Raw genomic sequence first — 14,968 nt, 5'->3', positions numbered from 1 at the left:
TAACCGTGACGCCCTGTCAGGGCATGCCCCTCAGCGCCTTCAGGACGTCCTCCAGCGACCCCACGATGTGCGACCGGTCGACTCCCGCGGTGGTCAGCAGGTCGAGCTTGCGCTGGTTGCGGGCGTAGCCGAGGAACGGGACGCCCAGTTCGCGCGCCGCCTCGTAGTCCGTGCCGGCGTCGCCCAGCATCAGGGCCTGCGACGGGTGCGCGCCCAGGGACTCCAGGGCCCGGGACAGGCAGTACGGGTGGGGTTTCATCCGGGGGAGATCGCCGGTGCGCCCGTAGATGTGGGGGAAGCAGCCCGTGAGCTGCCGGCTCTCTATGTAGGCGGCCGCGGCCCGCGCCGAGTTGTTCGTGGTGATGGCGAAGCGGGCCCCCAGCGCCGACCACGTCCTGATGAGCGGGTCGGCGTACGGCGTGGGCAGCGCCCGGGGGACCGCCGTGAGCTCCTGCTCGGTGAGCCACTGCTCCAGCCGGGCGATCGGAGCGCCGTCGGCGTGCCGCCGGTCGATCAGGAGCAGCACCGCCTGGGGATCGGGGTCGAAACGTTCCTCCTCGCTGAGGAGCCCGTCCAGCCCGAGCCGTTCGAGCTCCTTCACGAGCTCCCGTGCCACCCCGTTCGCCGGATGGCCCGCGAACAGCCGGCAGATCGGCCCGTCCAGGTCCCACAGGACGTAACGGACCGGAGCGAGCAGTTCCCGCAGTTCCTCGATCGACGGCGTCACCGCACCAGTCTGCGTCGTATCAGAAGTCACTAGGAGAGTGTCAGGTCCGTCGTGATGGTTTCCCAGAGGGCGTCGAACCACTTCTGGGATTCCTCCACGAACGCCGCGTCCCGCCGGCCCGTCCGCTTCAGGAAGGAGAAGAGCAGCGACTGGGAGCCGAGGACGTCGTACATGTCCAGCGCCCGGCCCCCCCACTCCTCCTCGCGGCGGGTCAGCATGTAGTAGCCGATCAGCGCCTCCTGCTCGTTGAGCAGGTACAGCTTCACCGGGGGCGTGAACGGCAGCGCCCGGAACCTCACCCGTACGTCCATGCCGTGCGTGGCGCGCAGGGTCAGCAGGTTGTGCTCCAGGACCCGGAGCTGGGCGTTGCGCATCTCCAGCCAGCGCTGGTGCACCGCGTCGTCCTCCCCCTGCTCGTCGACCAGGCGCGGGAAGGCCAGGTTGATGTCCCGGGAGGGGAGCAGGACCCGCAGGTCGATCGAGGCGGGCCGGGTGCGGCCCTCGTGGATGCGCCGCAGCGGCTCCCCGAGCGCCACCATCAGCGTCTCGGACGTGTGGCAGACCACGTCCACCTGGACGGCCGTCGCCGAGAACGCGTCCGCCAGGCGCGGGGCCAGGCCCACCATCGTCGGCTGGGGTTCGTCCCGAGCCGGGGCGGGCGCCGCGACGCGCGGAGGGCTGCCCTTGGAGACGTGGGTGAGGAGGCCGTCCTCCTGGAGGATCCGCAGGGCCTGGCGCACGGTGCCGCGCTCCACGCCGAACCGCTCCGCGAGCTCGGCCTGCGTGGGCAGGCGGTCCCCCGGCCCGAGTTCCCCGGACCGGATGCGTTCGCGCAGGTCGTCGGCGATCTCCTGGGGCGAGAGCCTTCTGCTGCCGTTCACTGCCACGTTCTCCGCCACGTTCGCCGCCACGTCCTCCTGAGTCACGACCAAACGCTACAACTCTGATCCATCTAGCGGGAGTTGTTTGAAAGTTGTTTATGACCGGTGGCCAAGCGGGGACAACTTAATCAGAGTTGGTTGCCAACTTCTCGAAGTTGGCGGAAGTTTTGCTTCCGAAGTTCCGGCCCGCCGGACTTCCGGCTCCCGAAGGGGGAATCCGATGCCCGCCCTCGCGCTCCTCTCCGCCGTCTTCGTCGTCGCCTTCGAGCAGCTCGTGCAGTGGAAGTACGGCTTGGCCGGCATCGTCGGCCTGCTCCTGCTCACCGTGGGCCTCAAGGCCAAGAGCCCGGCCGTCAGCTCCGCGGGGGCCGTCGTCCTCGCGCTGCTGATGACGCGGCCCACCCTGTGAGCCACCCCGCCCGCCCGGACCCGGCACCGTGGGAGACCCTCAGCTCGTGAGCGCCAGCTCCGAACTGATCGTCTCCCACAGCGCGTTGAACCACAGGTGGGACTGCTCGACGAACGTCGTGTCGCGCAGCGCGTGGCCCTGCCGGAAGGAGAACAGCATCGACCGGGTGCCCTGGGCGTCGTACATCTGCAGGGGCTCGTGGTCGACCTCCGCCTCCCGGCGCGACAGCGTGTAGTAGGCGAACAGCGCCTCCACGCCGTTGAGCAGGTACAGCTTCACCGGCGGGGTGAAGGGCAGCGCGCGGAACGTCACCCGCACGTCGATGCCGTGCGTGGCGCGCAGGGCCAGCAGGTTGTGCTGGAGCACCTGCCCCTGGGCGTTGCGCATCGCCAGCCACCGCTCGTGCACCCGGTCCTCGCCGCGCCCCTCGACCGGCACCGGGAAGGCGAGGTCGATGTCGCGGCTCGGCAGCAGGACGCGGACGTCGACCTTGGCCGGTTTCAGCTGTCCCGCGTGGATCCGGCGCAGCGGTTCGCCGATGGCGAGCGTGAGGGAGACCGACGTCAGGCACACCGCGTCGATCTCGACGTGCTCCGCCGCGAACGCCGCCGCGATCCGGGGCGCGAGCGCCACCGTCGTGGGCAGCGGCGGCGCTTCCGGGCCGGTCAGCGCCCCGGCCGGGTCCGCGGCGACCTTCGCCGGGCTGCCCTTGGAGACGTTGGTCAGCAACCGCTCGGCCTGCAGGATGCGCAGCGCCCGGCGCACCGCGCCGCGCTCGACACCGAACTCGTGGGCCAGCTGGGCCTGGGTGGGCATGCGTTGCCCCGGCCGCAGCGCCCCTGACCTGATCCGGGCGCGCAGCTCCTCGGCCACCTCGCGTTCGGGGTCCACACCTCAACGCTACAACTTCCCGCCATCTTCGGGCAGTTCAGCGGGAGGTGGTTATGAGCCGCTTCCAAGCGGAGATAAGTACAGACAAGTTGGTCACCAACTTGCGTGACATGGTCGGACCTTCAGAGGGTTGGCCAGTCCGTTCGGGGCCCCCTTCCGGAGGGGAGCCGGGAGCCCCGTCGCACGATCACCACCACAACAGAACAGCTCGCTACGGATGCGGGTCCCCGTCCACCAGCCAGAAGGGAGCGCTCAGAACAGGTCCGGGCACCACGGCCGCCTGGGCGTACGCAGCAGGGCGTCGGCCTTCCGGGCGGCGCCCGCTCGTTCTTCGCGCACCCGCCCCAGCGCCGCCAGCCGCACCGCCGACTCGTCCCCGAGCCACAGCGCGCCCAGCTCGCCCAGGCCCAGCGCCAGATCCGCGCTCTCGGTGGTCGGCGCGCACGACGCCCCCACGGGCGAGGCGTCCAGCCGGTAGCGCCCGCCGGTCAGCCCGTCCACGCCGGCGATCTCCAGCACCAGCCGCCCCTCCCCCTGATACGTCCGCGCCTCCAGTGCCCGTACGACGTCCAGGATCCGGACCCACAGCCAGTCCGCCAGGGACGTGATCCTGGCCGCCCGCGGATCGGGCAGGAGCTGCGGGAGCAGGTCGTCGGGGGCCCGCCAGCCGCTCTTGACGCCGACGACCCAGTCGATGGAGCACAGGTACTGCCACAGGGCGCGCTCCGCGGCCGGCGTGACGCCGGTCAGCCACCGCACCGTCGCCGTGTTCAACGGCTGCTTGGCATCGCCCCAGTTGTCGTCCACGTCGTAGGCGACCATGCCCTCGACCTCGCCGGACGCCGAGCGGTACACGGCGAAGAAGGGGTCCTTCCAGGACGGGTCGACCCGCACCGCGCCGGTGTTCCACTTCCACCACAGCTCGTCGCGGTCGATGGCGCCGGGCTGCGTCCGGCACAGCCGCGCGTGCAGGTCGGGGCCGAGCTTGCGGACCTCCCCGGCGTCCACCAGGTCGATCCGCCCGCCGTCCGCCGGGCCCGCCCAGCGGGCGTCGAGGCCCGCGCGCGGCACGTCGACCGTCCACTCGGCCGTCGAGGTGGCCGGTCCGAAGCCGAAGCGGCCGTAGATCGGGTACTCGGCGGCCACCAGCGTGGCGACGACGTCCCCGCGGTCCCTCGCGGCGGCCAGGTCCCGCGCCATCATCCGGCTGAGCAGCCCCCGGCGGCGGTGGGTGGCGTGGACGGTGACCCCGGAGACGGCGTCGGCCGGGACCGCCGCCCCGCCCACCGCCGTGAGCCGCTGGTCGAAGGAGCGGAACGTCGCCACGCACCGGCCGCCGTCGAAAGCACCGAGGTAGCGGCCCGGGACGAACCGCTCGCGGCGGCCCTCGATCTCCTCCTCGGACAGGGTGGGCACCCGCAGGAAGCCGGTGTTCACGGCGCGCAGCCAGTCGGTGAACTCGGCTTCCGTGACGGGGCGGACGTCGATGCCGTCGGCGCGTGGGGCGGAGGTCATGCGCTCAACGTAGGCGCAGGGCCGGCCGGTGTCGCCCGAATATCCGACCGGCCCCCGCGGCCGGCTCAGACCAGCAGGTCGTCGACCTGCGCCTCGCCCTCGCGGTAGCGGCGGGCGATCTCCGCGCTGCACTCGTCGGCCGTGCGCTGCAGCCGCCGGCGGCGCCGGGAGACCTGCTGCTCGTGGCGCACCAGCCGCCCGATCCCCGTGGCCAGCTCCGCGTCCGTGCGCGCGTCCAGGTCGGACAGCTCGACGTCGTCGAGCATCTCCGCGGCCAGCCGCCGGTACTCCTCGCCCTGCGGGGTGCCCAGGGTGACGTGCCGGGCGGAGGAGCGGTGCCGGGCCGGGGCGTCGCGCAGGATCTCCGCGAGCCGCTCCACCACGGACGCCTCCTCGGCCGCGGGGGCCACCTCGTCCACCGGACCGCGCCGCGCCAGCTCCGCGCGCAGGATGTCGATGCGCCCCTGCAGCAGCCGCCGCAGGTAGCTGAGGTCGGCCTCGTCGCGCTGGGCCTCGCGGCGCAGCGCGCGCAGCTCGGACAGGCTCAGCGCGGTCAGACCGGGCTCGGGAGCGTCCGAGGGCAGCCGCGGGCTGTCCGTGCGCTGCGTGGGCGGCCGGTGGTACTCCGACGTCCCGACCCCCGTGTATGCCGACCGGACAGCCCCCGGGTACTGCCCGGTGCTTGATGTGCTCATGTGCCTCAACCGTCCCCTCGACCGGTGTGTGCATGCATCGTGCCACCCCAAGTGGTCCCTATGGGAACGAGTGGTCCCGATAGACCCCAGATGGGCGGTTAAGCAGCAAAATACGGTCCAGCACAGGCAGTTGGCGTCCTGCGCAAACCACCCTTTCGGGCCATGCGCCCACCACGCGCGGCCCTGACGTCACCTCCCGGCATGATGGACACATGCGAGCTGTGGTGCAGAGGGTGGACGGCGCGAGCGTCGTCGTGGACGGCGAGACGGTGGGGTCGATCGAGGGCGAGGGGCTGTGCGTGCTCGTCGGCGTGACCCACGAGGACACCAAGGAGAAGGCGGCCCAGCTGGCCCGCAAGCTGTGGTCGATCCGCATGCTGCACGACGAGAAGTCCTGCAGCGACACGGACGCCCCGCTCCTGGTGATCAGCCAGTTCACCCTCTACGGAGACGCCCGCAAGGGCCGCCGGCCCACGTGGAACGCGGCCGCTCCCGGGGACGTCGCCGAGCCGCTGGTGGACGAGGTGGTCGCGCAGCTGCGCTCGCTGGGCGCGACGGTGGCGACGGGCCGTTTCGGAGCGGCGATGAGGGTATCGCTCACGAACGACGGCCCGTTCACCGTGCTGATCGAAATCTGACCCGAAAGATCTACAAGTCCTACGGCTCGACGACGACTTCCTGGGCCGCGGCCGTGTCCCCGGCCACCAGGGGCGCGTCCACGGGCACGTTCCGCTTCACCAGGGCGAGGGCGACCGGGCCCAGCTCGTGGTGGCGCGCGGAGGTCGTGATGAAGCCGATCTTCCGGCCGTCGGGCCCGTCCTGTGCGAGCCGCAGCTCGGTCCCGGCCACCGGCAGGTGCACCTCGCTGCCGTCCAGGTGCAGGAAGACCAGGCGGCGCGGCGGCTTGCCCAGGTTCTGCACCCGGGCGACCGTCTCCTGCCCCCGGTAGCAGCCCTTCTGCAGGTGCACCGCCGAGCCGATCCAGCCCAGCTCGTGCGGGATGGTGCGGTGGTCGGTCTCGAAACCGAGCCGGGGGCGGTGCTGCTCCACGCGCAGCGCCTCGTAGGCGAGGATCCCGGCGGGCGGCCCGGCCTGCGCGGCGTAGGCCTCCAGGTCGGCGCGCGGCAGGAACAGGTCCCGGCCGTGGGAGGTCTCCCGGACGACGACGCCCTCGGGGACCTCGGCGATGGAGCCGGCCGGGAGATGGACGACCGCGATGTCGGCGGTGCGGTCGGCGACCTCGACCCGGTAGAAGAACTTCATCGACTCCAGGTAGGCGATCAGCGCCTCCTCGGTGCCGGGCTCGACGTGGGCCCAGACCGTCGCGCCGTCGTCGACGAGGTACAGCGCGTGCTCGATGTGGCCGTTCGCGGAGAGGATCAGCGCCTCGGTGGCCTCGCCCGGCGGGAGCTCGCTGACGTGCTGGGTGAGCAGCAGGTGCAGCCAGGCCAGCCGGTCCTCGCCGGTGACGGTGACGACCCCCCGGTGGGAGAGGTCCACGAATCCGGCGCCGTCGGCGAGGGCGCGCTGCTCACGGAACAGATCGCCGTAGTGCGCCGCGACGCCTTCGTCCACGCCCTCGGCGGGGACGGCGCCGGGCAGGGTCAGCAGAGGGCTCTTCATGTCCCCAAGCCTACGACTCGGTAGTTGAAGCCTTGAGCGTGCAGTCCCGGCACCGGCCGAAGATCGCGAAGTGCTTCAGGTCCGTGTCGAACCCGAAGGCCTCGCGCAGCTTGGCCGTGAACTCGGCGGCCACGGAGACGTCCGCCTCGATCACGTTCTGGCAGTCCCGGCACACCAGGTGGAGGTGGTGGTGCCGGTCCGCGAGGTGGTACGTCGGTGCCCCGTGGCCCAGGTGCGCGTGGCTGACCAGGCCCAGCTCCTCCAGGAGTTCCAGCGTCCGGTACACCGTGGAAATGTTGACCCCCGACGCCGTCTTCCTCACTTCCACGAGGATGTCGTCGGGGGTCGCGTGTTCCAGGGTGTCCACGGCTTCGAGCACGAGTTGCCGCTGCGGGGTCAGCCGGTAGCCGCGCTGCCGCAGATCGCTCTTCCAGTCGGTGCTCACCACACGGACGAGTCTAGAACTACTTGAAGAAAGCGATGCCGTCGTCCGGCATGTCGTCGGGCAGGGCCTTGGCCCAGCGCTCGACCTCCTCCGGCGTGACGACCTTCTTCAGGTGGGCCGACATGTAGGGGCGCAGCTCGACGTCGGGGGTCTGCTTCTCGCCGACCCACATCAGGTCGCTCTTGACGTAGCCGTACAGGCGCTTGCCGCCGGTGTAGGGCCGCGAGGAGGCCGTGCGGGCCACCGCGTCGGTGACGAGGTCGATCTGCGGCTTCTTGTCCGCCAACTCGCCGTACCAGATCTCGATGACGCCGTCGTCGCGGGTCATCGTCACCTCGACCTTGCGGTCGGCGTCGATGCGCCAGTAGCCGTGCTCGGACTCCAGCGGGCGGACCTTGTTGCCGTCGTTGTCCAGCACCCACGTGTGGGACCGGTATTCCAGGAAGTCCCGGCCGTCGTGGGTGAAGGCGACCTCCTGCCCGAAGTTGCACTTCTCGGAGCCGGGGAAGTCGTGCACACCGGCGCCCGCCCAGTTGCCGAGCAGGAAGGCGAGCGGGACGAGGTCCTTGTGGAGGTCGGACGGGATCTCGATCATCAGAACTTCCTAGAGGTGGGTCAGCGCTGGCCCTGGTACAGCTTCTTCACGGTCAGTCCGGCGAACGCGAGGACGCCGACGGCGACCAGGACCAACAGGATTTCGAAGAAAAGCTCCACGGGGTGCTCCTTGAGCGGGGTGCGGATGTAAGCACAGGGCCGGCCCCAGCTTACGCGGGCCCCTGCGGCACTACGATTCCGGCTATGGCGAAGAAGCTGGTGATCAAGGTGACGGCCGGGGCGGACGCCCCCGAGCGGTGTTCCCAGGCGTTCACGGTCGCGGCGGTGGCCGTGGCCAGTGGCGTCGACGTCTCCCTGTGGCTGACCGGCGAGTCCGCCTGGTTCGCGCTGCCCGGCCGCGCCGCCGAGTTCGAGCTGCCGCACGCGGCGCCCCTGCCCGACCTGCTGGAGTCGGTCCTCGCGGCCGGCCGCGTCACCCTGTGCACGCAGTGCGCGGCCCGCCGCGAGATCACGGAGAAGGACGTCATCGAGGGCGTGCGCATCGCGGGCGCGCAGGTCTTCGTCCAGGAGGCGCTGGCGGACGGGACGCAGGCGCTCGTCTACTGAGACGCGCCCGTGGTTCCGGTGTAGAGGCAGAACGGATGCCCGGCCGGGTCCAGCAGCACCCGGACGTCCTCCTGCGGCTGGAAGTCCGCCAGCCGCGCCCCCTCGGCCACGGCCCGCGCGGTCTCCCGCTCCAGGTCGTCGACCTCGATGTCCAGGTGGAGCATCATCTGCTGCCGGTCCGGGCGGCCCGGCCAGACGGGCGGCACGTAGGCCGTCTCGGTCTGGAAGGCCAGGCCCGCGCCGCCGCCGGGCGGCCGGATCTCCATCCAGTCCGGATCGCCCTCGTCGCGCCACACGCTCCAGCCGGGCAGCAGCCGCAGGTAGAAGTCCGCCAGTTCCCGGGCGTCGGGTGCGTCCAGCACCGTCGCTGTCAGTCTCATGGGGCCGGGATACCCCGGGCGGGCGGGAGGACTCCTCACCGCGGCCGTTTCCGGCCGTCCAGCTCGTCCCACCACTCGTCGGACTGGGGGTCTCCGTGGGGGTCCCCCCTGCTCGAGCGAAGCCGAGAGCTCGGGGGAGGATCGTCCCACCAGCGGTCGTCGGGGCCCCGGCGGTTGGCGACGATGGCCGCGACGGGCGGGATGACCATCGCGACCACGCACATCCCGACGGCCACCGGGACGGACCACAGCCGCACGACGCCCCAGGCCAGGACGAACAGGCCGATGCACAGGCCCATCAGGGCGAAGTACCTGCGCCGCCGCCGTGCGTACATGTCTCCAGCGTAGGTCCGCACACGCCGCAGGGCCGCACCCCAGGCGTCCAACCCGGTGGGTGCGGCCCCGAAGAGGACCGGTCGCCGTCAGACGGCGATCGCGACCTCCGCCAGTCCGCCCTGCTGGGCGACGACCGTGCGGTCGGCGGTGGCGCCGGGCACGAGGGCACGGACGGTCCAGGTGCCCTCGGCCGCGTAGAAGCGGAACTGTCCGGTCGCCGAGGTCGGCACCTCGGCCGTGAACTCGCCGGTCGAGTCCAGCAGACGGACGTAGCCCACCACGGGCTCGCCGTCCTTGGTCACCTGACCCTGGATCGTGGTCTCACCGGGCTTGATCGTCGAGGCGTCGGGGCCGCCGGCCTTCGCACCGCACATGTCGTACTCCTGAGGGGGTTGGGAGAGGTCGGTCGGGGGTCTCTTACTTGCCGGCGCCGAGCTCGATCGGCACGCCCACCAGGGAGCCGTACTCGGTCCAGGAGCCGTCGTAGTTCTTGACGTTCTGGACGCCGAGCAGCTCGTGCAGGACGAACCAGGTCAGCGCGGAGCGCTCACCGATGCGGCAGTAGGCGATGGTGTCCTTCGCCAGGTCGACGTTCTCCTCCTCGTAGAGGGCCTTGAGCTCCTCGTCCGACTTGAAGGTGCCGTCGTCGTTGGCGTTCTTGGACCACGGGATGTTGCGGGCGCTGGGCACGTGGCCCGGGCGCTGCGACTGCTCCTGCGGCAGGTGGGCCGGGGCGAGGAGCTTGCCGGAGAACTCGTCGGGCGAGCGCACGTCGACCAGGTTCTGCGCGCCGATGGCGGCGACGACGTCGTCCCGGAAGGCGCGGATGGACGTGTCCTGGGCCTTGGCCTTGTAGTCCGTCTTCGGACGCTCCGGCACCTCGTCGCCCGGGACCAGCTCGCGGGCGTCGAGCTCCCACTTCTTGCGGCCGCCGTCGAGGAGCTTGACGCTCTCGTGGCCGTAGAGCTTGAAGTACCAGTACGCGTACGAGGCGAACCAGTTGTTGTTGCCGCCGTAGAGGACGACGGTGTGGTCGTTGGCGATGCCCTTCTCCGACAGGAGCTTCTCGAAGCCCTCCTGGTCGACGAAGTCACGGCGGACCGGGTCCTGCAGGTCCTTGGTCCAGTCGATGCGGATCGCGTTCCTGATGTGGTTCTTCTCGTAGGCGGACGTGTCCTCGTCCACCTCGACGATGGCGATGGTCGGGTCGTCCAGGTGCTCCTGGAGCCAGTCGGCGTCGACCAGGACGTCGCTGCGGCTCATGCGCTTTCTCCTCCGGGGCAGTTGCGGCGGGGCGTGCGAGTTCTGCGGGGCGCGCGCCCATGACGGGGCGGCACACGGGTGCCCTTGATGCAGGGCGGCGGGGATGCGCGCACCGGCTCACGGGCCGGCGCGGTCGCTCAGAAGGGGCGACAGAGCATGGCGGCGACGCGGCACAGGTCTACTGCCCGCCGCTTCGTGAGGTCCGCCTGTCGCTTCATGCCGTCGATCGTAGGGACGGTCGGGCGGGCGTGTCACCGGCGTGTCGCATAGTGAGACACGATGGTCCGCAGAGTGGGATCGGGAGCGCCTGGGGCCGTGCCGCGACCGGCCCGTGTCCGCCTGCGGCCGCCGTCACAGCTGCGCTGCGGACTCCGCCGTCTCGCCCACCGGACAGCCCGGGTGGCGGCCCGCGTCCGTCCTACCCGGCGAGCCGGACGTCGGAACCCTTCACCGTGATCTCCACGCCGTCCGGGGCGGCCTGCACCCGGTCGAGCTTGATGCCGCCGGGAAGGCCGTCGATCCGCTGCTGGAAGTCGGTGATCGTGCGGACCCGGTTCTCGGCGAGGTCGACACCGGCGAACTCGGGCAGGCCGTCGGCCTTGACCCGGACGGTGTCGCCGTCGACCACGGTCACGGTGCTCAGCACGGTGACCGGCTCGGGCAGCTTGGTGCCGAGGACGGTGGCCTCGACGGCCACCTTGATCTTGCCGTTGCCGCCGTCGGAGAGGCCGACGACGTTGGCGGTGACGCCCGGTGCGACCTGGGTGGGTTCCACCTTCGCCGTCTTCAGCAGCTCGTCGTAGGCGATGGTCGCGGTGCCGGTGGCCGTGGTGGCGGTGGCGGAGCTGTAGTCGCCGGAGAACTCGACGCCCCTCATGTCGGCCCGGAGGTCGTCGATCCGGATCTTCCGGCCGCCGTCACCGGCGGCGGCCTCGTAGTTCTCGATGCCGACCTCGACGTCGTCCAGGGAACCGCCGACGACCTGGGTGAGGAAGGGGAAGCCCTTGATCGAGACCTCGGGGGTGGTGGCGAGGTTCTCCGTGGACTTCAGGCGGTCGGCGACCTCGTCCTCGGCGAAGTTCACCGCGAGCCGGTCGGCCAGGACGAAGAGCCCGCCCAGGATCACGACGAAGATCAGCAGTATGCGCAGTGCTCGCATGCGGTGTTTCCCCCACCCGGTTGTGTTCGACGGCGATCCCCCTGCGCGAGGGTAACGCCGAGCAAGGTCCGGGCCCGAGGTTTGTCGATCACCTGTGACAGGCCGCGGGCCGGCATCGCGGAGAAGCAGGGCGCGTGGCCCTAGGCCACAGCCCGGCCCAGGACGTACACCGCCGGTGCCGCCGCGGCCAGGGGCAGCGCCACGCCCGCCGTGAAGTGGACGAAGCGCGAGGGGTAGTCGTAGCTCGCGACCCGGTGCCCGATCAGCGCGCACACCGCCGCGCCCACGCCCACCAGCGCGCCCGAGGTGCCCAGGCCCGTCAGCCAGCCGGCCGCCGCGCCCCCGCCCACCCCGGCGAGCAGCGCCACCACCACCGACGCCGCCGTCGGCAACGGCAGCGCGCGCACCAGGACCGCGACCGCCACGGCCACCGCGCCCACGGTCACGGCGTCCGCGTCCGCCGCCAGGTACCCGCTCGCCACGATCGCCAGCGCCGACGCCGCGACCGTCGCCATCAGGCCGTACATCCGCTCGTCCGGGTCGGCGTGCGAGCGCAGCTGGAGGACCAGCGCGAGCAGCACCCACACGCCCAGCGTCCCGAGGATCGCCGACGGCGACCGCCCCGACGCCAGCAGGGCCGCGTCCGCGGCGAGCGCCCCGGCGAACCCGAGCGCGATGCCCTGCCGCGCCGGCCACATGCCGTTGAGCCGGAACCATCCCGCCGCCGTGACGGCCTGCAGCACGACCAGCGGCACGAGCAGCGCGTACGTCCCGACCGCCGCCGCCCCGGCCAGCAGCAGCCCGAGCAGGGCCGTGAGCGCGGCCGGCTGCATCCCGGGCTCGATGACCGGCGACCGCCCCTCCGCCCGCGCCCGCTGCGCGTCGGTCATCCGCCTGTTCCCGGCGAGGGTGGCGGGACCGTACTCGGCGGAGGCGGCACCGTGCTCGGCGGAAGCGGCACCGTACGCGGCGGAAGCCGGTGCGGGCGTCTCGTTGCCCTGCTGCGGCAGATACGCCGTGTCCGCGGCGGCCGGCGCGGTGACCGGCTGGTGCGTCTGCGTCTCCCAGGTCTGCCCCTGCCACTGCTGGGTGTACTGCTGCGCGGCGTACGGGTCCTCGTACCCCTGGTGCCCCTGCCCGGGCCAGGCCTGCGACTGCTGCGGCTGTTGCTGCTGGTGCTGCTGCTGCGCCTGCTGCTGCCAGTACGGGTCGTAACCGTCCTGGTAGCCGTCATACGGCTGGTTGGTCATCGCTCATCCTCCTGCGAACGGCGGGAGCACCTCGACCGTGCCGCCGTCGGCCAGCCGTACCGTCTCATGCGGGCGGGTGCCCACGGGATCACCGTCCACGAGGAACGAGCACCGCCGCAGCACGCGCTCCAGTTCGCCCGGGTGCCGCGCGCGCACCCCGTCGAGCGCCTCGGCGAGCGTGGCCGCCTCCTGCGCCTCCTCGGCCACCCCGGCCGCGGCCTTCGCGGCGGCCCAGTAGCGCACCGTGACCTTTGGCATCTGCTTCCTCAATCGCACAGTCGCAGCGGACTCACGTCGGATTCACTCGGGACTCTCAACGGGCTCACCCGACGGTGAACCCCGTCAGGCTAGCCCGCCCGGGCGACGCCCCACTCCCCGATGCGGGCCAGCAGCCCGTCGCCCGCCGCGTGCTCGGCATGCCCCATGCCTGGCTCCAGCCAGAGTTCGCCCTGGTCACCGGCGGCCGCGGCCAGCATCCGGGGATGGTCGAGGGGGAAGTAGCCGTCGGAGTCGCCGTGCACGATCAGCAGCGGGGTCGGGGCGATCCTGGGCACCGCCTCCACCGGGGAGAGCGGGACCGGGTCCCAGTCCCGGTGGTGGATGCGGGTGCCGAACCCGTACCGGCCCAGCGCCCGTCCCTCGGGCCGCGTGACCAGCCAGTGCAGCCGCCGCATCGGCGCGGTGCCCCGGTAGTACCAGCGGGCCGGCGCGCTCACCGAGACGACCGCGTCCGTCCCGCCCGGGTGCAGCGCCGCGTGCCGCAGCACCACCGAGCCGCCCATGGAGAAGCCGACCGTCACCACGCGCGCGTGCCCGCGCTCCCGGGCCCACTCCACCGCCGCCGCCAGGTCCAGCACCTCGCGGTCGCCGACCGTGGAGCGCCCGCCGGACCGTCCGTGGCCGCGGAAGGAGAAGGTGACCACCGCGCCGTGGCGGGCGAACGCCCGGGCGATGCGCCGTACGTGCGGGCGGTCCACCGCGCCGGTGAAGCCGTGGGCGACGACGAACACGGGATGAGCGGAAGGTGTCTCCGGGGCGTCGTGCACGGCCGCGCCCGGCTCGTACACGGTGTCGATCGCCACCCCGTCGGACGTGCGGACAAACGTCCTCACCAGCGCCCGAACGGCCGTTCCCGCGGCCGTCTCGGAGTGCGGACGATCGGTGGAACGCGCCACATGACCTGCCGGAGAAGAGCTCATGTGGGCTATTGTGCTGGGCAGAGGACTCGGGCAGCGAAGCCCCCGGGTCCTTTTGTGCTTTCGGAAGCGTTGTATACGAAGCGGGAAACCGCAGGTGTACGGGGCCTTCGGGATCGCAGAGCGGTGCTGTGCCAACAAACGTCCTCGCAGGGACCGAGGAGGAACCAGACGTATGAGTTCTCTGCTGCTCCTGACCAACGCCCTCCAGCCGTCGACGGAGGTGCTCCCCGCCCTCGGACTGCTCCTGCACAACGTGCGCGTGGCCCCCGCCGAGGGCCCCGCCCTGGTCGACACCCCCGGTGCCGACGTCATCCTGGTCGACGGCCGGCGCGACCTGCCGCAGGTGCGCAGCCTGTGCCAGCTGCTGCGCTCCACCGGGCCGGGCTGTCCGCTGATCCTCGTCGTCACCGAGGGCGGTCTCGCGGCCGTCACGGCGGACTGGGGCATCGACGACGTCCTGCTCGACACCGCCGGACCCGCGGAGGTCGAGGCGCGGCTGCGGCTGGCCATGGGACGGCAGCAGATCGTCGGCGACGACTCCCCGATGGAGATCCGCAACGGCGACCTGTCGGTCGACGAGGCCACCTACTCCGCCAAGCTCAAGGGCCGGGTCCTGGACCTGACCTTCAAGGAGTTCGAGCTGCTGAAGTACCTCGCGCAGCACCCCGGCCGCGTCTTCACCCGCGCCCAGCTGCTGCAGGAGGTGTGGGGCTACGACTACTTCGGCGGCACCCGCACGGTCGACGTGCACGTGCGGCGGCTGCGCGCCAAGCTCGGCCCCGAGCACGAGTCGCTGATCGGCACCGTACGGAACGTCGGTTATCGATTCGTTACGCCGGAGAAACCGGAGAAGACGGAGCGCGCCGCCGACGAGGCGAAGACCAAGGCGGCCACGGCGAAGCCGGACAACGCGGACGAGTCGGCCGCCCTGGACGCCGTCGAGGTCCGCGCCAAGGCGTAGGAGGCGTGACCCGCCGCCGACCTGGGCATCCCTCTTCGCACCGGGGCGCCCCGGACGGCAGTCGGGATATCGT

The 14,968-nt window shown here is 71.7% G+C and carries 21 protein-coding genes; 4 read left to right on the top strand and 17 right to left on the bottom strand.

Annotation, left to right across the window (positions count from 1 at the left end):
- Positions 1–16: 16 nt before the first annotated feature.
- A complete protein-coding gene (locus ACIGAN_RS16060; RefSeq protein ID WP_399858005.1) occupies positions 17–727 on the bottom strand; it encodes an HAD family hydrolase in 711 nt (236 codons plus the stop codon).
- Between the two features lie 29 nt (positions 728–756).
- Positions 757–1,659 carry a winged helix-turn-helix domain-containing protein gene (locus ACIGAN_RS16055; RefSeq protein ID WP_399858002.1) on the bottom strand — a complete coding sequence of 301 codons (903 nt, stop codon included), beginning with the start codon at positions 1,657–1,659 and terminating at the stop codon, positions 757–759.
- 169 nt (positions 1,660–1,828) lie between these two features.
- Here ACIGAN_RS16055 and ACIGAN_RS16050 point away from each other — a divergent pair, with 169 nt between their 5' ends.
- The gene (locus ACIGAN_RS16050) at positions 1,829–2,017 is read left to right on the top strand and encodes a hypothetical protein (protein WP_399858000.1); all 189 of its coding nucleotides are present in this window, start codon (positions 1,829–1,831) and stop codon (positions 2,015–2,017) included.
- Between the two features lie 39 nt (positions 2,018–2,056).
- Here the strand turns inward: ACIGAN_RS16050 and ACIGAN_RS16045 are convergent, their stop codons facing one another.
- From ACIGAN_RS16045 to ACIGAN_RS16035, 3 genes are all read right to left on the bottom strand, one after another.
- Complete coding sequence (locus tag ACIGAN_RS16045) at positions 2,057–2,908, bottom strand: winged helix-turn-helix domain-containing protein (protein WP_399857997.1); 852 nt, start codon at positions 2,906–2,908, stop codon at positions 2,057–2,059.
- Positions 2,909–3,160: 252 nt separating this feature from the next.
- Positions 3,161–4,423, bottom strand: a complete 1,263-nt coding sequence (locus ACIGAN_RS16040) for a GNAT family N-acetyltransferase (protein WP_399857994.1) — start codon at positions 4,421–4,423, stop codon at positions 3,161–3,163.
- A 65-nt stretch (positions 4,424–4,488) separates the two neighbouring features.
- On the bottom strand, positions 4,489–5,118 hold the full coding sequence (locus ACIGAN_RS16035; RefSeq protein ID WP_399857991.1) for an RsiG family protein: 630 nt from the start codon (positions 5,116–5,118) through the stop codon (positions 4,489–4,491).
- A gap of 212 nt (positions 5,119–5,330) precedes the next feature.
- On the opposite strand from ACIGAN_RS16035, the gene dtd reads away from it, so the two are divergent.
- Entirely contained in the window at positions 5,331–5,756 is a 426-nt protein-coding gene (gene dtd / locus ACIGAN_RS16030) for a D-aminoacyl-tRNA deacylase (RefSeq protein ID WP_365090002.1), read from the top strand.
- Between the two features lie 19 nt (positions 5,757–5,775).
- On the opposite strand, the gene ACIGAN_RS16025 is transcribed toward dtd, so the two are convergent.
- The 3 genes from ACIGAN_RS16025 to ACIGAN_RS16015 are packed head-to-tail and all read right to left on the bottom strand — an operon-like array spanning position 5,776 to position 7,781.
- On the bottom strand, positions 5,776–6,741 hold the full coding sequence (locus ACIGAN_RS16025; protein WP_399857988.1) for a CAF17-like 4Fe-4S cluster assembly/insertion protein YgfZ: 966 nt from the start codon (positions 6,739–6,741) through the stop codon (positions 5,776–5,778).
- A 10-nt stretch (positions 6,742–6,751) separates the two neighbouring features.
- Positions 6,752–7,189 (bottom strand): Fur family transcriptional regulator, encoded by a 438-nt coding sequence (locus ACIGAN_RS16020; protein WP_399857986.1) that lies wholly within the window; start codon positions 7,187–7,189, stop codon positions 6,752–6,754.
- Between the two features lie 16 nt (positions 7,190–7,205).
- Positions 7,206–7,781, bottom strand: coding sequence for an FABP family protein (locus tag ACIGAN_RS16015; protein ID WP_309097649.1), 576 nt, complete (start codon positions 7,779–7,781; stop codon positions 7,206–7,208).
- A 203-nt stretch (positions 7,782–7,984) separates the two neighbouring features.
- Here ACIGAN_RS16015 and ACIGAN_RS16010 point away from each other — a divergent pair, with 203 nt between their 5' ends.
- Positions 7,985–8,347: a DsrE family protein gene (locus ACIGAN_RS16010; RefSeq protein WP_309097648.1), complete on the top strand. Its 363-nt coding sequence runs from the start codon at positions 7,985–7,987 to the stop codon at positions 8,345–8,347.
- On the opposite strand, the gene ACIGAN_RS16005 is transcribed toward ACIGAN_RS16010, so the two are convergent.
- From ACIGAN_RS16005 to ACIGAN_RS15965, 9 genes are all read right to left on the bottom strand, one after another.
- Entirely contained in the window at positions 8,341–8,727 is a 387-nt protein-coding gene (locus tag ACIGAN_RS16005) for a VOC family protein (protein WP_365738031.1), read from the bottom strand. The two genes, ACIGAN_RS16010 and ACIGAN_RS16005, sit on opposite strands and share 7 nt — an antisense overlap.
- 35 nt (positions 8,728–8,762) lie before the next feature.
- Complete coding sequence (locus ACIGAN_RS16000) at positions 8,763–9,062, bottom strand: DUF3099 domain-containing protein (protein ID WP_365738028.1); 300 nt, start codon at positions 9,060–9,062, stop codon at positions 8,763–8,765.
- Between the two features lie 87 nt (positions 9,063–9,149).
- On the bottom strand, positions 9,150–9,437 hold the full coding sequence (locus tag ACIGAN_RS15995; protein ID WP_003991226.1) for a DUF1416 domain-containing protein: 288 nt from the start codon (positions 9,435–9,437) through the stop codon (positions 9,150–9,152).
- Between the two features lie 43 nt (positions 9,438–9,480).
- Complete coding sequence (locus ACIGAN_RS15990) at positions 9,481–10,326, bottom strand: sulfurtransferase (RefSeq protein ID WP_365090016.1); 846 nt, start codon at positions 10,324–10,326, stop codon at positions 9,481–9,483.
- 137 nt (positions 10,327–10,463) lie between these two features.
- Positions 10,464–10,544 (bottom strand): Ms5788A family Cys-rich leader peptide, encoded by an 81-nt coding sequence (locus ACIGAN_RS15985; protein ID WP_350751515.1) that lies wholly within the window; start codon positions 10,542–10,544, stop codon positions 10,464–10,466.
- A 200-nt stretch (positions 10,545–10,744) separates the two neighbouring features.
- Positions 10,745–11,485 (bottom strand): LmeA family phospholipid-binding protein, encoded by a 741-nt coding sequence (locus ACIGAN_RS15980; RefSeq protein WP_365738026.1) that lies wholly within the window; start codon positions 11,483–11,485, stop codon positions 10,745–10,747.
- 140 nt (positions 11,486–11,625) lie between these two features.
- On the bottom strand, positions 11,626–12,735 hold the full coding sequence (locus tag ACIGAN_RS15975) for a hypothetical protein (protein ID WP_399857981.1): 1,110 nt from the start codon (positions 12,733–12,735) through the stop codon (positions 11,626–11,628).
- Between the two features lie 3 nt (positions 12,736–12,738).
- Positions 12,739–12,993, bottom strand: a complete 255-nt coding sequence (locus ACIGAN_RS15970) for a MoaD/ThiS family protein (protein WP_365090024.1) — start codon at positions 12,991–12,993, stop codon at positions 12,739–12,741.
- 89 nt (positions 12,994–13,082) lie between these two features.
- The gene (locus ACIGAN_RS15965; protein WP_365738022.1) at positions 13,083–13,934 is read right to left on the bottom strand and encodes an alpha/beta hydrolase family protein; all 852 of its coding nucleotides are present in this window, start codon (positions 13,932–13,934) and stop codon (positions 13,083–13,085) included.
- Positions 13,935–14,106: 172 nt separating this feature from the next.
- On the opposite strand from ACIGAN_RS15965, the gene ACIGAN_RS15960 reads away from it, so the two are divergent.
- Positions 14,107–14,895, top strand: a complete 789-nt coding sequence (locus ACIGAN_RS15960; RefSeq protein WP_365090030.1) for a response regulator transcription factor — start codon at positions 14,107–14,109, stop codon at positions 14,893–14,895.
- The last annotated feature ends 73 nt before the right edge of the window (positions 14,896–14,968 follow it).

It is taken from the genome of Streptomyces sp. NPDC085931 (assembly GCF_044540565.1).
GTDB lineage: Bacteria > Actinomycetota > Actinomycetes > Streptomycetales > Streptomycetaceae > Streptomyces.
This window is presented reverse-complemented; position numbering and strand designations above follow the sequence as displayed.